Genomic DNA, 15,821 nt, shown 5'->3' with positions numbered 1-15,821 from the left:
CCCTGCCCAGGGCACGACGCAGGGCAGGGGGCACCCAGGTCGGCAGGCAGGGTTTCCGATGAGCGGCGCCGGACGAGCGAGGGGCCGCTACCAGCAACAATCGGCCCGCTACGGGGGCCTCGAAGTCAAGTCAGGCCATGCTCGCAACCGCCTGCTCCAAAGTCAACGTTTACATTTTTAAAACCTTTGTGTTTCCTAGAACGAGAGCGACGTTCTACTTCGTCGCGGCATCTGATTCTGCAAAAGACACAGTTGCAAAGCACCACAGTCTGCAATGACGCGGAGGTGCACGTGACATCCCATGCCTTCGAGGGAATCCGAGTCGTCGAGCTGGCGCAGTGGGTCTTCGTCCCCGTGGCCGGTGCGCTGCTGGCCGACTGGGGCGCGGACGTGATCCGCATCGAACGACCGGAAGGCGATCCCTACCGCGCACTGTCCACACAGGGCATCGGCGCCGACGCCAACGGCGTGAACCTGTCGGTCGCGCTGGCGAACCGGGGCAAGCGGTCGATCGCGTTGGATCTGCGTACCGACGAGGGCCGAGAAGTCCTCGACGATCTCCTGGCCACCGCCGACGTGTTCCTGACGAACTTCCGTCCCGGCGCGTTACGTCGACTGGGGCTGGACGCGGACACGCTCACCGAGCGGCACCCGTCGCTGGTGTACGCCCGTGGACACGGGTACGGCGTTCGGGGTCCGGATGCGGAGATGGCCGGGTACGACTCGTCGGCGTTCTGGGCGCGGGGCGGGATGGCGCACGTGCTGACGCCGCCCGGTCAGGACTGGCCGCTGAATCAGCGTGGTGCGATGGGCGATCGCAACGGGGCGATGGCGCTCGCGTTCGGCATGGCGGCGGCGTTGTTGCGCCGGGCGCGGAGCGGGCGTGGGTCGGTCGTGGACGTGTCGCTGCTCGGTACGGCGATCTGGACGTTGTCGTCGGACGTGCTGTCGGCGCTGGCCGGTGGGGCGCCACGGGCGTCCGGGCCGTCGGTGGGGCCGAATCCGGTGGTGGGGGCGTACCGGACGAAGGACGGGCGGCACATCCAGCTGGTGTTCCTGCAGTCCGACCGGTACTGGACGCCGTTCTGCGAGCTGATCGGGCGGGAGGATCTTGCCGCTGATCCGCGGTTCGCCTCACTCGCCGATCGAGGCGTCCACCGCGAGGCGTGCGTCGCCGCGCTGGCCGAAGAGTTCGAATCGCGGACGTTCGCGGAGTGGAAGGACCTGCTGGGTCGGCTCGATGCGCCGTGGGCGCCGGTGCAGTCCGTGGAGGAGTTGCTCACCGACCCGCAGGTCGAGGCCAACAACTACCTGGGCGACGTAGACGTCGACGGCGGCCCCTCGTACCGGCTCCCGACAGTGCCCGTGCAGTTCGACGAAGCGCCCCCGGTACCTCGCCGAGCCCCTGAACACGGCGAACACACCGAGCAGATCCTCCTCGACCTCGGCTACGACTGGGACCGCATCACCACCCTCCGAGACGCGGGGGCCCTCCCGTGATCCCGCCGGTGCCGGACGAACTCTCGGCGCCCCATTGGGAAGCCGCAGCGCGGGGAGTGCTCGCGGTTCCTCGGTGCGCGGACTGTGAGTGGCTGGTGTTGCCGCCGGAGCCGGTGTGCCCACAGTGCGGCAGTGTTGCGCCCGCGTATCGCTACGAAGGTCTCAGCGGCCGAGGCACGATCCGCTCCTGGACCGTCGTCCGCAAATCGTTCCTCGGGGAGCCGACCCCGTTCACAGTGGTCGACGTCGAGCTGGCCGAACAACCCGACCTGCGCATGATCGGACGCCTCGTCCACGGCGAACCACACCCCGGCGACACCGTCACCGCGATCTTCCCTGACGGCATCCCGGCGTGGACGACATGAACAACCGCACCGCGATCGTCGGCTACGCCCAGAGCCCCATCCAGCGCCACGCCGACCAACCCTTCGGCGCCCTGGCGATCACCACGGCCAAGGCAGCCATCGCCGACGCCGGCCTCCAACCCGCGGACATCGACGGCTTCGTCACCTCCACCCTCTTCCCCACCGCAGGCAGCCACCCGATCGTTGACGGCGTCAGCACGGTTTCCGCCGACTGGATGGCCCGCCACCTGGGCGAAAAGGTCCAGCCGCGGTACGTCGCCGGCTTCCAGGGCATCGGCCAGATCCCCGGCTCGGTCGCGCTGGCCGTCAACGCGCTGATCGCCGGCGCGGCGGACTACGTCGTGATGCACCGCGCCCTGCACAACCCCCGCGGCACCTACCACGCGAACCCGATGCGCGAAGCGGCCGGCCCCCAGCAGTGGACGGTCCCCCACGGCTACTTCGGCCCCCTGTCGATGATCGCGCTCCCCACGACCGAGTACATGCACCGCTACGGCGCGACGCGCGCGGACCTGGCGAAAGTCGCGGTGGAGGCCCGCAAGAACGGCGCCCGCATCCCGCACAGCTACTGGTACGGCAAGCCCCTCGTCGAAAACGACTACGAACGAGCCGAACCCCTCTCCGACCCGATCTGCCGCTACGACTGCGACATCCCGGTCGACGGCGTCGCCGCGTTCGTGTTCACGACCGCGGAACGTGCACGTGACCTGCCGAACCGCCCCGTCTACGTGAGCGGCTACGCGACCAGCCCACCGCCCCCGCACCGGCTACCGCAGCACTGGCCGCTCGACGACATCATGGCCGGCGCCGCCCTGACCGTGCGGCGGCTCGGGATCCCACCGCGAGAGATCGACCTTCCCCAGGTCTACGACGGCTTCTCCCCGTTCGTCTGGTTCTGGCTCGAGGCGCTGGGCCTGTGCCCACCGGGTGAGGCCCACCGCTTCGTCGCCGACGGCGGCATCGACAGCGACACCGCACTCCCCGCGCTCTCCGGCGGTGGCGCGCTCGGCAACGGCCGCATGCACGGCATCCCTCAGATGCTCGAGTGCTACCTGCAGCTCTCCGGCCGCGCCGGGGACCGCCAGCGCCAGAACGTCTCCAGCGCGGTGGCCTGCGCCTCGTCACCTCACTACGGCGGCGCGGTCGCCTACAGCTCCTGAAGGGCCCCACTCATGAAGTCCTACGTCGCAGGCACCTGGGTCGAAGGCGACACGACGTTCACCGTCGAGAACCCCGCCGACGAAACCACTGTCACCGAACTTCCAGAGACCCCGCTCCCCGAGGTCGAGCGCGCGATCGTCGAGGCACGGAAGTCCTTCGACAGCGGCGTTTGGGCCGACCGGAGCATCGACGAACGCGCGACGATGCTCAACGCCTTCTTCGACGCGTTCGCCACGCACCACGACGAGCTCGTCGACACGATGGTCACCGAGGCCGGCCAACCGGCGCGGTTCGCCGAGCTGGCCCAGTTCCAGGCCGGTCTCGCCGGAGCCCGCGGCACGATCGAGCTCTACCAGCAGATGCGCCACGAAGACTTCAACCCCGTCCCGATCGACGATCTCGTCCGCGGCCGCGTCGCGCTGTCCGTGCGACGGCACGAGCCGATCGGCGTCGTCGCCGCGATCACCCCGTACAACGGCGCGATCATCATGGCGCTGCAGAAACTGGCTCCCGCGCTGATGGCCGGCAACTCCGTGATCCTCCGGCCCAGCCCCCTGACGCCACTGTCCTCGCTGGTGTTCGGCGCTGCGGCCGAGGCGGCCGGGCTCCCCCCGGGGGTGTTGTCCGTGGTGGTCGAGGGCGGCTCGGCGGGCGCCGAAATGCTCACGACGCACAAGGCCGTCGACATGGTCTCGTTCACTGGCTCCACTGCCGTCGGCCGGGCCATTCTGGCCCAGGCCGCGCCCACCGTGAAGCACGTGGCTCTCGAGCTCGGCGGCAAATCCGCTCAGATCTATCTGCCGGACGCCGTGGAGCGCGCCGCCGCGGGTGCCGCAGCGGTGGTCGCGATGACCGCGGGGCAGGCCTGTGTGGCCGCGACCCGCCTGCTCGTGCCCGCCGACCGCAAAGCCGAAGTCCTGGACGCCGTCGCGAAAACCTACGGGGCGCTGCGCGTCGGACCACCCGACGACCAGGGCGCCGCTCTCGGCCCGGTGATCAACGGAGCGGCCCGGGCACGGTGTGAGCGCATCGTCGCCGAAGCCGTCGAGCACGGCGCCACCGTCGTCGCCGGCGGCGGCCGCCCAGCCGGGCTGGAGCGCGGCTACTACGTCGAACCGACGGTTCTGGACCTGCCCGACAACAGCAACCCGGCCGCCCAGCAGGAGATCTTCGGACCGGTCCTGGGCGTGATCGGTTACCGCGACCTGGACGAGGCGATCGCGGTCGCGAACGACAGCGACTACGGCCTGTCCGGCCAGGTCTGGGGCGCCGACACCGCAGCCGCGACCGCCGTGGCCCGGCGTCTGCGCACCGGCGCGGTCAACGTCAACACCGGCATGTACAGCGCGTACGCACCCAGCGGTGGCTACAAGCAGAGCGGCCTCGGCCGCGAGCGGGGCCGGGAAGGCATCCGCGCTTTCCAAGAAGTCAAACACCTCGCCATCGGCGAGCTGAAGTGAAGGAGAGCACCGTGACCCACGAACTGAACCTCGACTGGCTGATCTCCGTCGACGACCACGTGCTCGAGCCGCCGCGCCTCTGGCTGGACCGGCTGCCCGCGAAGGACCACGACCGGGCTCCGCACATGGAGATCGACGACACCGGCATGGACTTCTGGGTCTACGACGGCAAGAAGCTGCCGAGCTCCGGTCTGTCGGCGGTCGTCGGCAAGTCCAAGGAGGAGTTCAGCCCCGAGCCGCTCGCGTACAGCGAGATGCGTCCGGGCTGCTACGACGCGGCGGCCCGGGTCGAGGACATGAACCAGGCCGGCGTGCTCGCGTCGCTGAGCTTCCCGTCGGTGACGCGCTTCTGCGGCCAACTGTTCTACGAGGCCGCGGACCGCGAGTTCGGCTTCGCCTGCCTGCAGGCCTACAACGACTGGATGATCGAGGAGTGGTGCGGCGCGGCGCCGGGCCGCTACATCCCGCTGGTCCTCATCCCGCTCTGGGACCCGAAACTGGCGGCGAAGGAGATGGAGCGGTGCGCCGCGAAGGGCGCGACGACGTTCGCGTTCTCCGAGAACACCGAGCCGCTGGGCCTGCCGACGATCCACGACCGGAACCGCTACTGGGACCCGGTCTTCGCGGCGGCCAACGAACTGCAGATGGTGGCGTCGATGCACGTCGGGTCGTCGTCGCAGCTGCCGCAGATCACCAAGGACGCGCCGTTCATGGCCAACCTGACGTGGGGCGCGACCCGCACCTCCGGGACCATGCTGGCCTGGCTGTTCAGCGGCCTGTTCCAGCGTTTCCCGAACCTGAAGATCGCGCTGTCGGAGGGCAACATCGGCTGGATGCCGTACTTCCTCGAGCGGGCCGAGCAGGTCTACGACAAGCAGCGGTACTGGGTGCAGCGCGGCGTCACGTTCGCCGAGCACGCGGGCACCGACGTCGACCTGACCGACTTCAACATCCGCGAACTGTTCCGCGACCACGTCTACGGCTGCTTCATCGAGGACCAGCACGGCATCGACAGCATCGACGTCATCGGCGAAGACAACATCATGTGCGAGACGGACTACCCGCACTCGGACTCCACCTGGCCGGACAGCATCGCGGTGGTCAAGCGGCAGATCAAGGCGCTCACGCCGGAGCAGCAGTACAAGATCCTGCGCGGCAACGCCGAGAAGCTGTACCGCTTCACGCCGGCCGAGCCGCCCGTCCTGTGATCACCGTCGACGTCGATCGGGACGTCTGCATCGGCTCGGGCATGTGCGTCGTCGCCGCGCCGGCGGCCTTCAGCCAGGACGCCGACGCGAAAGCCGTCGTCCTGGCTCTGGACGGCGAACCGGCCGGGGTCGTTGCGGGAGCCGTGGAGGCGTGCCCGACCGGCGCCCTGACCCTGCGGGAGGATTGATGCTGCTCAAGGACAAGACGGCGATCGTGGCCGGCTCCGGATCCGGGGTCGGCCGGGCGATCGCGCTCCGGTTCGCCTCGGAAGGCGCCCAGGTCGTGTGCGCCGACCTGCGGCTCGACTGGGTGAAGGAGACCGTCCGGCAGGTCGAGGCCGCCGGCGGTTCGGCCACCGCACACGAGTGCGACGTCGCCGACGAGGACGCCGTGGCCACCGTCGTCGCGGCCCCCGAACGCCTCGACATCATCGTGAACAACGTCGGGATCGCCACCCCGCGGCCCGGCCTCACCCTGGAGGACCACACCGGAGCGGACTTCGAACGCCTGGTCGCAGTGAACTTCCGCGGCGTCTTCCACGGCACGAAGTTCGCCATCCGACGGTTCAAGGAGCAGGGCGACGGCGGGGTCATCCTCAACACCGGTTCGGTGGCCGGACTGGTGGCCTGGGGTGGCTCCGTGTACGGCGCCACGAAGGGCGCGGTGCACCAGCTGACACGGGCGGCGGCGATCGAAGGGGCTCCGTTCAAGATCCGGGCGAACGCACTCGCCCCGGCAGGGATGCCGTACACGAACTTCGCCGCGGGGTTCGGGCTCACGGGCGACCCCGAGGAGAGGGCGCGGATCACCGGCCAGCAGCACCCGCTGGGCGACCCGATCACGGCCGAGGACTGCGCCGAGGCCGCCGTCTACCTGGTGACGGCCCCGAACGTCACCGGGGTCGTCCTCCCCATCGACGGCGGGTACGTGGCCCGATGACGACCGAGAGACTGGACCGCGACCGCGTCCGCGAACTGTTCGACCTGCGTGGCGCCTACCTCGCCGGGGTGGGCGGGGCGTACACCGACGACCCGTACCCCGCCTGGCACCGCCTCCGCGAGGAAAAGGTCGTCCACGAGGGAACAGTGCACGAACTCACCGGCTACCCCGGCCCGGCCACGTTCTCCGGGCTGCCCTACCCCGACCGGCCGCACTTCTCGGTGTTCAGCTACGCCGCCTGCGACGAGGCGTACCGCAACCCCGAGGTGTTCGCCTCCGCACCGGAGGCGGTCGACCCGGTGCACGGAGAACCCGGCGCGCTCAACAGCATGCTCTCGATGGGCGGCACCCAGCATCGCCGGTACCGCTCGCTGGTGCAGCCCTCGTTCGTGCCGGCGAAGGCACAGTGGTGGATCCGCAACTGGATCGAACAGACCGTCCACCTGCTGATCGACGGGTTCGCGAACGACGGGCGCGCGGAGCTCAACGTCGACTTCTGCGCGGCGATCCCGGTGTTGACGATCACCGGCAGCTTCGGCGTGCCGGTGGAGCAGGCGCTGGACATCCGGGCCGCGCTGCGCGACCCGGCGAAGATCATCGAGGTGATCGCCCCGATCGTGGCCGCCCGGCGCCGTGCACCGAAGGACGACCTGATCAGCATTCTCGTTCAGGCGGAGATGACCGACGACGACGGAGTCGTGCACCGCCTCTCCGACGCCGAGATCAACTCGTTCGCGTTCCTCCTGCTGGCGGCCGGGTCCGGGACGACGTGGAAGCAGCTGGGCAGCACGCTCACCGCGTTGCTCCAGCGGCCCGACGTCCTGGAACAGGTGCGCAACGACCGGAAACTGCTCCGGCCGGCGATCGAGGAGTCGCTGCGCTGGATGGCCACCGACCCGATGTTCTCCCGGTACGTGACGCGTGACGTCGACTTCCACGGCGTGACGCTCCCGGCCGGATCGGTGCTGCACCTGTGCATCGGCGCCGCCAACCGTGACCCGGCGCGCTGGCCCGACCCCGACACGTACGACATCCACCGCCGGCTGCGCGCGTCGTTCGCGTTCGGCGGCGGGGCGCACGTCTGCCTCGGCATGCACGTCGCCAGGGCGGAGATGACGGTGGGCCTGAACGCTTTGCTCGACCGGCTGCCCGGACTGCGGCTGGACCCCGACGCCGAACCGCCGCGCTTCATCGGGATGTACGAGCGCGGTGCGACCGAGATTCCGGTGGTGTTCTCATGAGTACCTATCAACCCCCCGACCTCGCGCTCGTCGGCGAGGAACATGTCAAGCGCTACCGGGAGACCGGCGGTGCGGTCGGGTACGAGTGGAACGGCGTCCCGACGCTGCTGCTCACGACCACCGGGCGCCAGACCGGTCAGCTCCGGACGTCGGCATTGATCTTCGGACGCGACGCGGACGACTACCTGGTCGTGGCCTCCACCGGAGGCGCACCGCGGCATCCGGCCTGGTATCTGAACCTGACCGCGAACCCGACTGCGGAGATCCAGGTGAAGACCGAGCGGCTGCGGGTCCGTGCCCGCACAGCCGGCGACGACGAGAAGCCTCGGTTGTGGAGAATCCTCACCGAGGTGTGGCCCAACTACGACATCTACCAGACGCGCACGGAACGCGTGATTCCGGTGGTCGTACTCTCGCCTATGTGACGAGTGACGGGTCCGCCTGGCTGGACCGGGCGGCCGACCGCTCCCCCGCGGTGCAGCGCTCCCGGGTCCGCAGTGCGCAGCGAGCGGCCGCGCTGGTGGACGCAGCGCACCGGCTGATGACCCGCAAGGGCAGCGCGTTCACCACCCAGGAGCTGGTCAAAGAAGCCGGGGTGGCGCTGCAGACCTTCTACCGGCACTTCGGCGGCAAGGACCAGCTGATGCTCGCGGTGTTCGAGCGGATCATCGGCGAGCAGGCGGTCAAGTCGGCGAAGGCCGCCCGCCGACTCAAGGACCCGGTGGCGCGGCTGCGCCTGCACGTGACCGAGCCGTTCGTCAGCTTGAGCGGCGGTCGCACCACCACTCAGGCGCGATTCCTGACCGCCGAGCACTGGCGGCTCTACCAGATCTTTCCCGACGAGTTGAACCGGGCGCGGCAGGCGTACACGGACATGATCGAGCAGGAACTCCGTGCGGCGACGGCCGCGGGGCTGCTGTTCTCGTCCGATCCGCCCAAGGACGCCTGGCTCATCAACCAGCTGGTCACCTCGGCGTACCACCACTTCTCGTTCGCCGAGGACCCGCGACAGGTCGACCGGATCGTCGACCATCTCTGGAACTTTTGCCTGGCCGCCGTCGGCGGCGGGCCCGACGTGAGGGGACAGACGGATGGGAGGCGCGAAGGTCTTCTCGAAGGGCCGTGATCTCGACGCCACGGCCCGGACGTTGGGGCCGTGGCTCGCCGCCCGGCTGGGCGCCGACGAGATCACTCTGGACTGTTTCACCTACCCGCGCGGAGCGGGGATCTCCAACGAGACGATCCTGTTCTCCGCCCGCACCGCCGGACGCAACGAGCGGTACGTGCTGCGGATCGCGCCGCGGCCGGAGTACCAGATGTTCCTCGACCCGCGGTTCCAAATGCAGTACGACATCCTCCGGACGCTGCGCCGGCTGGGAACCGTTCGGGTGCCGCACGCGCTCTGGTACTGCGACGACACGTCGATCCTCGGCCAGGAGTTCTTCCTGATGCGCCGGTCGTACGGGCGCGTGCCGGTCAGCATTCCGGTGTACAACGCGGTCGGCTGGCTGACCGAGGCCACACCCGCCCAGCGTCGGACGATGTGGGAATCGGCGATGCGCCAGTTCGCGGCGATCCACCGGATCCCGCCGTACCAGGTGCGGTTCGTCGGGGGTGACGGGCTCACCGGTCAGCTGGACTACTGGTCGTCGTTCGCCGCGTGGGCGCTCGGTGACACCGTGCCTCCGCTGATGCGCCGGATGCTCGACTGGCTGCGCGAGCACCGGCCGGCGTCGGAAGCGACCGGCCTGGCCTGGGGCGACGCCCGGATGGGCAACATGATGTTCGACGACGAGTACCACGTCGTGGCGGTGATGGACTGGGAACAGGCCGCGCTCTGCGACCCGCTGGCCGACCTCGGCTGGTGGCTGATGTTCGACGAGATCCACAGCGTCTACAGCGAGGTTCCGCGGCTCGAGGGGCTGGGCAGCCGGTCGGAGACGATCGAGCTGTGGCAGGACCTGACCGGGCGGCGGGTCACCGACCTGCACTGGCACGAGGTGTTCGCCTGCGTCAAAACGGGGCTGCTGGGTCTGCACACGCGGCGGTCGATGATCTTCGACGGCGGTCAGAGCTCCGCGCCGAGCGCCTTCATCGTGCGTGCGTGTCATCTGCTCGACCTCGACGTACCGGAGGAAATCTGATGTCTGCCCCACCTGACAGCGCAGCACCTGACGACGAGGCTGTTGTTCTCTCTCCCGCGTGGCTGTCGACGGTGCTGGGCCGACGCGTCACCGATGTGGCAGTGACCCAGCGGCTGGAGACCGTGGCGACCAAGGTGCGGTTCGTGGTCACCTACGACACGGGTGAGACCGCGGCGCTCTGCGCGAAGGGGTACTTCAACCCGGCGTCGCGCCGGGGGCCGAACCGCACCGAGGCCGATTTCTACTCGCTGCTGGCGTCCGGATTACCGGTGCGGACGCCACCGTGTGTGCATTCAGCGGTGGACGCCGGGCACGCGTTGATCCTCATGGAGGACCTGGTCGCTGACGGGGCCCAGTTCCTCGATCCCACTGTCGGTTACCGGGCCTCCGACGCCGCCGGAACGCTCGATCAGCTGGCCGCGCTGCACGCGGCCACCTGGGGCACCCGTGACACGGCCTTCCCGCCGCGGCTGGCGATGCTCGCGACAGTGGTCCCGCCCGAACTGCTCCAGAAGCAACTCGACGACGGGCGAGCGCCCGACCTGCCGCAGGAGATGCGGCGCGCGGACCGGCTCCTCGCGGCGATGACGGCGCTCGCCGCCTCGGACGGCGACTGCCTGGTTCACGGCGACCTGCACACCGGCAACGTCTACCGGCTCGCCGACGGCAGCCCGGGGCTGATCGACTGGCAGGTCGCCCAGTTCGGACGCTGGGCAGTGGACGTCAGCTACCACCTGGCCGCGGTGCTCGACCCGGCCGAACGCGCGGTCTCGGAGCGCGACCTGCTCGACCACTACCTCGACCGGCTGGCGTCGCACGGCGCGCCGGCGCCGTCCCGGGAGGATGCGTGGCACGCCTACCGCACGCACCTGCCGTACGGGTTCTACCTGTGGGCGATCACCCGGCAGGTCGACCGCCCGATCATCGAACACCTCACCGCCCGCCTGGGCCGCGCGGTGGCCGACCACGGGAGCTTCGCCCTGCTGGGCGTGTAGGGGTCACGGCGGAATCGAGCCGGGAAATCTCTGGAGCATGCCCTCCACCAGCGCAGACAAATTTGGGTAGGCTAACCTCACTGCCGTGAAAGTCACCCGACAGGTCGCGGTCTTCGGACTTGCGATCGCCGCGCTCGGCTGTGTGGTCGTGCTCAGCCTGATGGTGGGCCGGCAGGCCATCGCACCGGTGAACGCCGTGCGCGCGCTCCTGCCCGGTGCCACCGGCGAGGCCGCCGACATCGTGCGGGGCCTGCGGCTCGAGCGAACTGTCGTCGGGGTCGTCGTCGGTCTCGCGCTCGGTGGCGCCGGTGCGCTCATGCAGGCGCTGACGCGTAATCCGCTGGCCGATCCGGGCCTGCTCGGCGTCAACGCGGGTGCGGCCGCGGCGGTCGTCACCGGGTTCACGTTCTTCGGCGTCACCAGTGGATATCCGCAGGTCTGGCTCGCGCTGGCGGGTGCGGCGTTCGGGTCGGTCGCGGTCTACGTACTCGGTGGCGGTGGGCGCGCGGCGACGACACCCGCGCGGCTCGCGCTCGCCGGGGCCGCGCTCACCGCGGTGCTGTTCGCCTACATGAACGGGCTCGCGATGCGTGATCAGAACACGTTCGACGAGATGCGCTTCTGGGTGGTGGGCTCGGTCGTCAACCGGGGTTACGACGGGCTCCTCGCCGCGTTGCCGTTCATCGCGATCGGGGCGCTGGCCGCGTTGCTCGTGACCCCGGCGCTGAACGCGCTCGCGCTGGGTGAGGACTCGTCCCGGGCGCTCGGGCTCGGGGTCGGGCGAACCCGGGCCCTGACCGGCCTGGCGATCACGTTCCTGTGCGGAGGTGCGACCGCGGTGGCGGGCCCGATCGTCTTCGTCGGACTGACCGTGCCGCACGTGGCCCGCTGGCTCGTCGGCCCTGATCAGCGGAAGGCGGTGCCGCTGTCGATGGTGCTCGCCGCATTGTTCCTGGTGCTCTGCGACACGCTCGGGCGGATCGTGTCGAACGGCGCGGAGATCGAAGCCGGCCTCGTCGCCTCCATCCTCGGCGCCCCCCTGTTCATCGCCCTCGTGCGCCGCCGCATGCTGGCCGCCGCATGACCGCGCGCGGTTCGGTTTTGCGGCGCCGCCGAGGCGAGTCGCGGCCAGCACCGGCGCCCGCGGTGCTCGCTGCGGGTCCGGTGTCCGTGCAGGTTCATCGGCGGTCGGTCGTGGTGTGCTTCGGGCTCGTCGTCGTGCTGTTCATTCTGGTCGTCGTGTCGCTGGCCGCGGGGTCGAACTCGTTCACGTTGAAGCAGGTCTCCACCGCGCTGTTCGGCCAGGGCGGCCCGGCCGCGGAGCTGATCGTCACCGAACTCCGCCTCCCCCGGGCGATCACCGCCGTACTCGTCGGCGCGGCACTGGGCATCTCCGGCGCGATCTTCCAGTCGCTCACCCGCAACCCGCTCGGCAGCCCCGACGTCGTCGGCTTCGGCCAGGGCGCCACCACCGGCGCCCTCGTCACGATGCTGCTGCTCCACGGCGGTTTCGCCGCGGCGTCGTTCGGCGCGGTCATCGGCGGTGCGGTCACCGCCGTGCTCGTGTTCACGCTCTCGGCGCACAACGGCATCGCGCCGCTGCGTCTCGTCCTCGTCGGACTCGGCACGGCGCTGGCGCTCAACTCGGTCAACTCGCTGCTGATCGTGCGATCACAGCTCTACGACGCGCAGAGCGCCTCCGCGTGGATCGTCGGCAACCTCGCGGGCCGCGAGTGGACCCAGGCGCGACTGATGGGCGGCGTGCTCGTCGTCGGCCTAGTGCTGTGCGCGCTGCTGGCACGGCCGCTCAGCCTCAGCGAATTCTCCGACGAACGGTCCACGAGCCTCGGCATGCACGTCAACCGGGCCCGCATCGGCGCGGTCTCCACCGGCGTGCTGCTCGCGTCGGCCGCGGTCGCCGCCGCCGGCCCGATCCAGTTCGTCGCGCTCCCGGCGCCACAGATCGCCCGCCGCCTCACCCGCGCGGCCGGCCCGAACCTGGTGGCCTCGGGCCTCACCGGCGCCGTGCTGCTCGTCGCCGCCGACTTCGTCGCCCGTGAGGCGTTCCAACCCCGGCTCCTGCCGGTCGGTGTCGTCACCGGCGTCGTCGGCGGTCTGTACCTCGCCTGGCTGCTGAGCCGCGAATGGAAGAAGGGCCGGGCATGACCAGACTGAAGGCGGAAGGCGTCGCGCTCGGCTACGACGGGCGCCGCATCGTCCACGACCTGGACCTGACGGTGCCGGACGGGTCGTTCACCGCGATCGTCGGCGCGAACGGCAGCGGCAAGTCGACGCTGCTGCGCGGCCTCGCGCGGCTGCTCAAGCCGGAAGCCGGCTCGGTCGTGCTCGACGGCAAGGCCATCCGGGAGTACTCGTCGAAGGAGGTCGCGCGGCGGCTCGGCCTGCTGCCGCAGTCGCAGACCGCGCCCGACGCGATCAGCGTCCGCGACCTGGTGGCCCGCGGCCGCTATCCGCACCAGACGATGCTGCGCCAGTGGTCACCGGACGACCAGCGCGCCGTGGACGCCGCACTCGAGCTCACCGGCACCTCCGAGCTCGCCGGACGCCTCTTCGACGAGCTGTCCGGCGGTCAGCGTCAGCGGGTCTGGATCGCGCTGGCGCTCGCGCAGGAGACCGACATCCTGCTGCTCGACGAGCCCACGACCTATCTCGACATCGCGCACCAGATCGATGTGCTCGACCTCTGCGCCCGCCTGCGCGAAGAGCGCGGCTCGACGCTCGTCGCCGTGCTGCACGACCTCAACCTCGCCGCGCGGTACGCCACGTATCTCGTCGCGATGAAGGACGGCGCGATCGTCGCCGAGGGAAGCCCCACGGAAATCATCACCCCCAGCCTCATCGAGCACGTCTTCGGACTTCCGTGCCAGGTCATCGACGACCCGGAATCCGGTACGCCGCTCGTGATCCCGCGACTCTCGTCGCACGCCAATTCCGGGAAGGAAACCACTCCGTGAAGATTCGCGTCGCCGGCATCGCCGTCGCCGTTGCCGCCTCGCTGGTGCTCGGAGCCTGCGGTGGCAATACCGACGACGACACCTCGTCGTCGTCGGCCTCCGCGTCGGCCGGTCCGTTCGAGTTCCCGGACGCCCGCGGGAAGAACGTCTCGCTCGAGAAGACGCCGCAGACCGTCGTCGCCCAGAGCACCGTCGCCGCGTCGCTGTGGGACGCCGGCTACCAGGTCAAGGGTGCCTACGGCGAGCTCACGCCCGGCGCGGACGGCAAGCTCAGCTACCAGGCCGGTTCGCTGGACCTGACCAAGGTCGAGGTCCTCGGCAAGACCTACGGTGAATTCGACACCGAGAAGTACGCGTTGATGAACCCTCAGCTCATCGTCGACCAGACCTTCGACAAGAAGGCGCTCTGGTACGTCCCGCAGGCGCAGGCGTCCCGGGTCGAGAAGCTCGCGCCGTCGCTCGCGCTGCCCGGCCAGTTCACGGACACCGACGAGGCCATCAAGACCTACGTCGACCTCGCGGGCAAGCTCGGCGCCGACACGGAGTCCGACGCGCTGAAGACCGCGAAGACCAACTACGAGAGCGCGCTGAAGTCGGTCAGCGACGTCGCGAAGAGTTCCGGCCTGAAGGTCGCGATCATGTCGCCCGGCAAGGACAGCCTCTACGTCGTCGTCCCGGACAAGCTGTCCGAGGGCACGACGCTGAAGGCCCAGGGTCTGGACCTCATCAACCCGACGAAGATGCCGGGCGCCGCCGACGTCTTCGCCCAGCAGAGCTGGGAAGAGGCGACCGCCTACCAGGACGTCGACGTCATCCTGGTCGACGCCCGTACCTACGACGGGTCGAAGGCCGACCTGGCGAAGATCGCGACCTGGGCGAACCTGCCCGCCGTCAAGGCCGGTCAGGTCTATCCGTGGTACGCCGCGGCGCCGTACTCGTACACCGCGTACGCGAAGATCTACCAGGAGCTGGCCACCGACCTGGGCAAGGCCAAGAAGCTCTGAGCGCGCATCCGCTCGGCGAATCGCGGTTCGTCGAACTGGCTGATGGTCGTCGTCTGCACCTGCGCACCGCGGGTGCGGGCGACACCACGGTGGTCTTCGAGGCCGGTCTCGGGATGTCCGGCGTGTGCTGGGGTCTCGTGGCGCCCGGCGTCGCGGAGCGGGCCCGCACTGTCGTGTACGACCGTGCGGGTTACGCCGCGAGCTCGTACGACTCTTCGCCGCGGACGCTTGCGCGGCTGGCGTCGGACCTGGGTCGTGTACTGCGGTCGTTGGACGGGCCGTTCGTGCTGGTCGGACACAGCTGGGGTGGGCCGATCGCGCGGCTCGCCGCCGGTGATTTCGACGTCCGGGCGCTGGTGCTCGTCGATCCGTCGGACGAGCGTGCCGACGAGTTCTTCACTCGCGCGACGGCACGGCGGATGGCGGTGGCCGGGCCGCTCACGCGGACGCTGGCCGCGACCGGGATCTACCGAGCCGCTGCCCGGATCGGCAGCGCGCTGCCACCGGACCTGTTCACGCAGTTCCGCGACGAGTGTTTCGGCCGCCGGGTCGGGCGGGTGTACGCCGACGAGGTCCGCCATTTCCTTCCCGGTCTGGCCTCATTGCGCGCGGCACCACCGGACCTCGGCGACCTGCCGGTGACCGTGATCAGCGCCGGGCGCGGCGCCCGCGACTCGCTCCGGGCCGCCCACGCGGCGTTCCTCGACGCCCGGCACGTCGTGGCGACCGATGCGGGCCACAACATCATGTTCGAGCAGCCATCAACCGTCGTGGAGGAGATCCTGCGTCACGTGTGACCGGGCTACCTGGTCGGCGGCCACCCCTCCG

The 15,821-nt window shown here is 70.0% G+C and carries 17 protein-coding genes; all 17 read left to right on the top strand.

What is annotated here, in order from left to right:
- The first annotated feature begins 291 nt into the window (after positions 1 to 291).
- The gene (locus tag ACGFY5_RS08690; RefSeq protein ID WP_392718940.1) at positions 292 to 1,500 is read left to right on the top strand and encodes a CaiB/BaiF CoA transferase family protein; all 1,209 of its coding nucleotides are present in this window, start codon (positions 292 to 294) and stop codon (positions 1,498 to 1,500) included.
- Complete coding sequence (locus tag ACGFY5_RS08685; protein ID WP_392718938.1) at positions 1,497 to 1,865, top strand: Zn-ribbon domain-containing OB-fold protein; 369 nt, start codon at positions 1,497 to 1,499, stop codon at positions 1,863 to 1,865. The genes ACGFY5_RS08690 and ACGFY5_RS08685 overlap by 4 nt, the downstream gene beginning before the upstream one ends.
- Positions 1,862 to 3,025: a thiolase family protein gene (locus tag ACGFY5_RS08680; protein ID WP_392718936.1), complete on the top strand. Its 1,164-nt coding sequence runs from the start codon at positions 1,862 to 1,864 to the stop codon at positions 3,023 to 3,025. The genes ACGFY5_RS08685 and ACGFY5_RS08680 overlap by 4 nt, the downstream gene beginning before the upstream one ends.
- A gap of 12 nt (positions 3,026 to 3,037) precedes the next feature.
- Positions 3,038 to 4,486: an aldehyde dehydrogenase family protein gene (locus tag ACGFY5_RS08675; RefSeq protein ID WP_392718934.1), complete on the top strand. Its 1,449-nt coding sequence runs from the start codon at positions 3,038 to 3,040 to the stop codon at positions 4,484 to 4,486.
- Between the two features lie 11 nt (positions 4,487 to 4,497).
- Positions 4,498 to 5,694 (top strand): amidohydrolase family protein, encoded by a 1,197-nt coding sequence (locus ACGFY5_RS08670; protein ID WP_392718932.1) that lies wholly within the window; start codon positions 4,498 to 4,500, stop codon positions 5,692 to 5,694.
- Positions 5,691 to 5,882 carry a ferredoxin gene (locus tag ACGFY5_RS08665; RefSeq protein ID WP_392718930.1) on the top strand — a complete coding sequence of 64 codons (192 nt, stop codon included), beginning with the start codon at positions 5,691 to 5,693 and terminating at the stop codon, positions 5,880 to 5,882. Before ACGFY5_RS08670 ends, ACGFY5_RS08665 begins: the two co-directional genes overlap by 4 nt.
- Entirely contained in the window at positions 5,882 to 6,634 is a 753-nt protein-coding gene (locus ACGFY5_RS08660; protein ID WP_392718928.1) for an SDR family NAD(P)-dependent oxidoreductase, read from the top strand. The genes ACGFY5_RS08665 and ACGFY5_RS08660 overlap by 1 nt, the downstream gene beginning before the upstream one ends.
- Positions 6,631 to 7,875: a cytochrome P450 gene (locus tag ACGFY5_RS08655; RefSeq protein ID WP_392718926.1), complete on the top strand. Its 1,245-nt coding sequence runs from the start codon at positions 6,631 to 6,633 to the stop codon at positions 7,873 to 7,875. Before ACGFY5_RS08660 ends, ACGFY5_RS08655 begins: the two co-directional genes overlap by 4 nt.
- The gene (locus ACGFY5_RS08650) at positions 7,872 to 8,300 is read left to right on the top strand and encodes a nitroreductase family deazaflavin-dependent oxidoreductase (protein ID WP_392718924.1); all 429 of its coding nucleotides are present in this window, start codon (positions 7,872 to 7,874) and stop codon (positions 8,298 to 8,300) included. Before ACGFY5_RS08655 ends, ACGFY5_RS08650 begins: the two co-directional genes overlap by 4 nt.
- Positions 8,297 to 9,001, top strand: a complete 705-nt coding sequence (locus ACGFY5_RS08645) for a TetR/AcrR family transcriptional regulator (protein ID WP_392718922.1) — start codon at positions 8,297 to 8,299, stop codon at positions 8,999 to 9,001. The genes ACGFY5_RS08650 and ACGFY5_RS08645 overlap by 4 nt, the downstream gene beginning before the upstream one ends.
- Complete coding sequence (locus tag ACGFY5_RS08640) at positions 8,967 to 10,019, top strand: phosphotransferase family protein (RefSeq protein WP_392718920.1); 1,053 nt, start codon at positions 8,967 to 8,969, stop codon at positions 10,017 to 10,019. Before ACGFY5_RS08645 ends, ACGFY5_RS08640 begins: the two co-directional genes overlap by 35 nt.
- Complete coding sequence (locus ACGFY5_RS08635) at positions 10,019 to 11,014, top strand: phosphotransferase family protein (RefSeq protein WP_392718918.1); 996 nt, start codon at positions 10,019 to 10,021, stop codon at positions 11,012 to 11,014. Before ACGFY5_RS08640 ends, ACGFY5_RS08635 begins: the two co-directional genes overlap by 1 nt.
- A gap of 85 nt (positions 11,015 to 11,099) precedes the next feature.
- Positions 11,100 to 12,098 (top strand): FecCD family ABC transporter permease, encoded by a 999-nt coding sequence (locus tag ACGFY5_RS08630; protein ID WP_392718916.1) that lies wholly within the window; start codon positions 11,100 to 11,102, stop codon positions 12,096 to 12,098.
- Positions 12,099 to 12,178: 80 nt separating this feature from the next.
- Positions 12,179 to 13,180: a FecCD family ABC transporter permease gene (locus tag ACGFY5_RS08625; RefSeq protein WP_392718914.1), complete on the top strand. Its 1,002-nt coding sequence runs from the start codon at positions 12,179 to 12,181 to the stop codon at positions 13,178 to 13,180.
- A complete protein-coding gene (locus tag ACGFY5_RS08620) occupies positions 13,177 to 13,989 on the top strand; it encodes an ABC transporter ATP-binding protein (protein WP_392718912.1) in 813 nt (270 codons plus the stop codon). Before ACGFY5_RS08625 ends, ACGFY5_RS08620 begins: the two co-directional genes overlap by 4 nt.
- The gene (locus ACGFY5_RS08615) at positions 13,986 to 14,993 is read left to right on the top strand and encodes an ABC transporter substrate-binding protein (RefSeq protein WP_392718909.1); all 1,008 of its coding nucleotides are present in this window, start codon (positions 13,986 to 13,988) and stop codon (positions 14,991 to 14,993) included. The genes ACGFY5_RS08620 and ACGFY5_RS08615 overlap by 4 nt, the downstream gene beginning before the upstream one ends.
- Before the next feature lie 89 nt (positions 14,994 to 15,082).
- Positions 15,083 to 15,790 (top strand): alpha/beta fold hydrolase, encoded by a 708-nt coding sequence (locus ACGFY5_RS08610; protein ID WP_392718907.1) that lies wholly within the window; start codon positions 15,083 to 15,085, stop codon positions 15,788 to 15,790.
- The last annotated feature ends 31 nt before the right edge of the window (positions 15,791 to 15,821 follow it).

The sequence above is a fragment of the Cryptosporangium sp. NPDC048952 genome, from assembly GCF_043197895.1.
In the GTDB taxonomy this organism is placed as follows: Bacteria; Actinomycetota; Actinomycetes; order Mycobacteriales; family Cryptosporangiaceae; genus Cryptosporangium.
The sequence above is the reverse complement of the archived record's forward strand: the minus strand, read 5'-3'. Positions and strand labels throughout refer to the sequence as shown.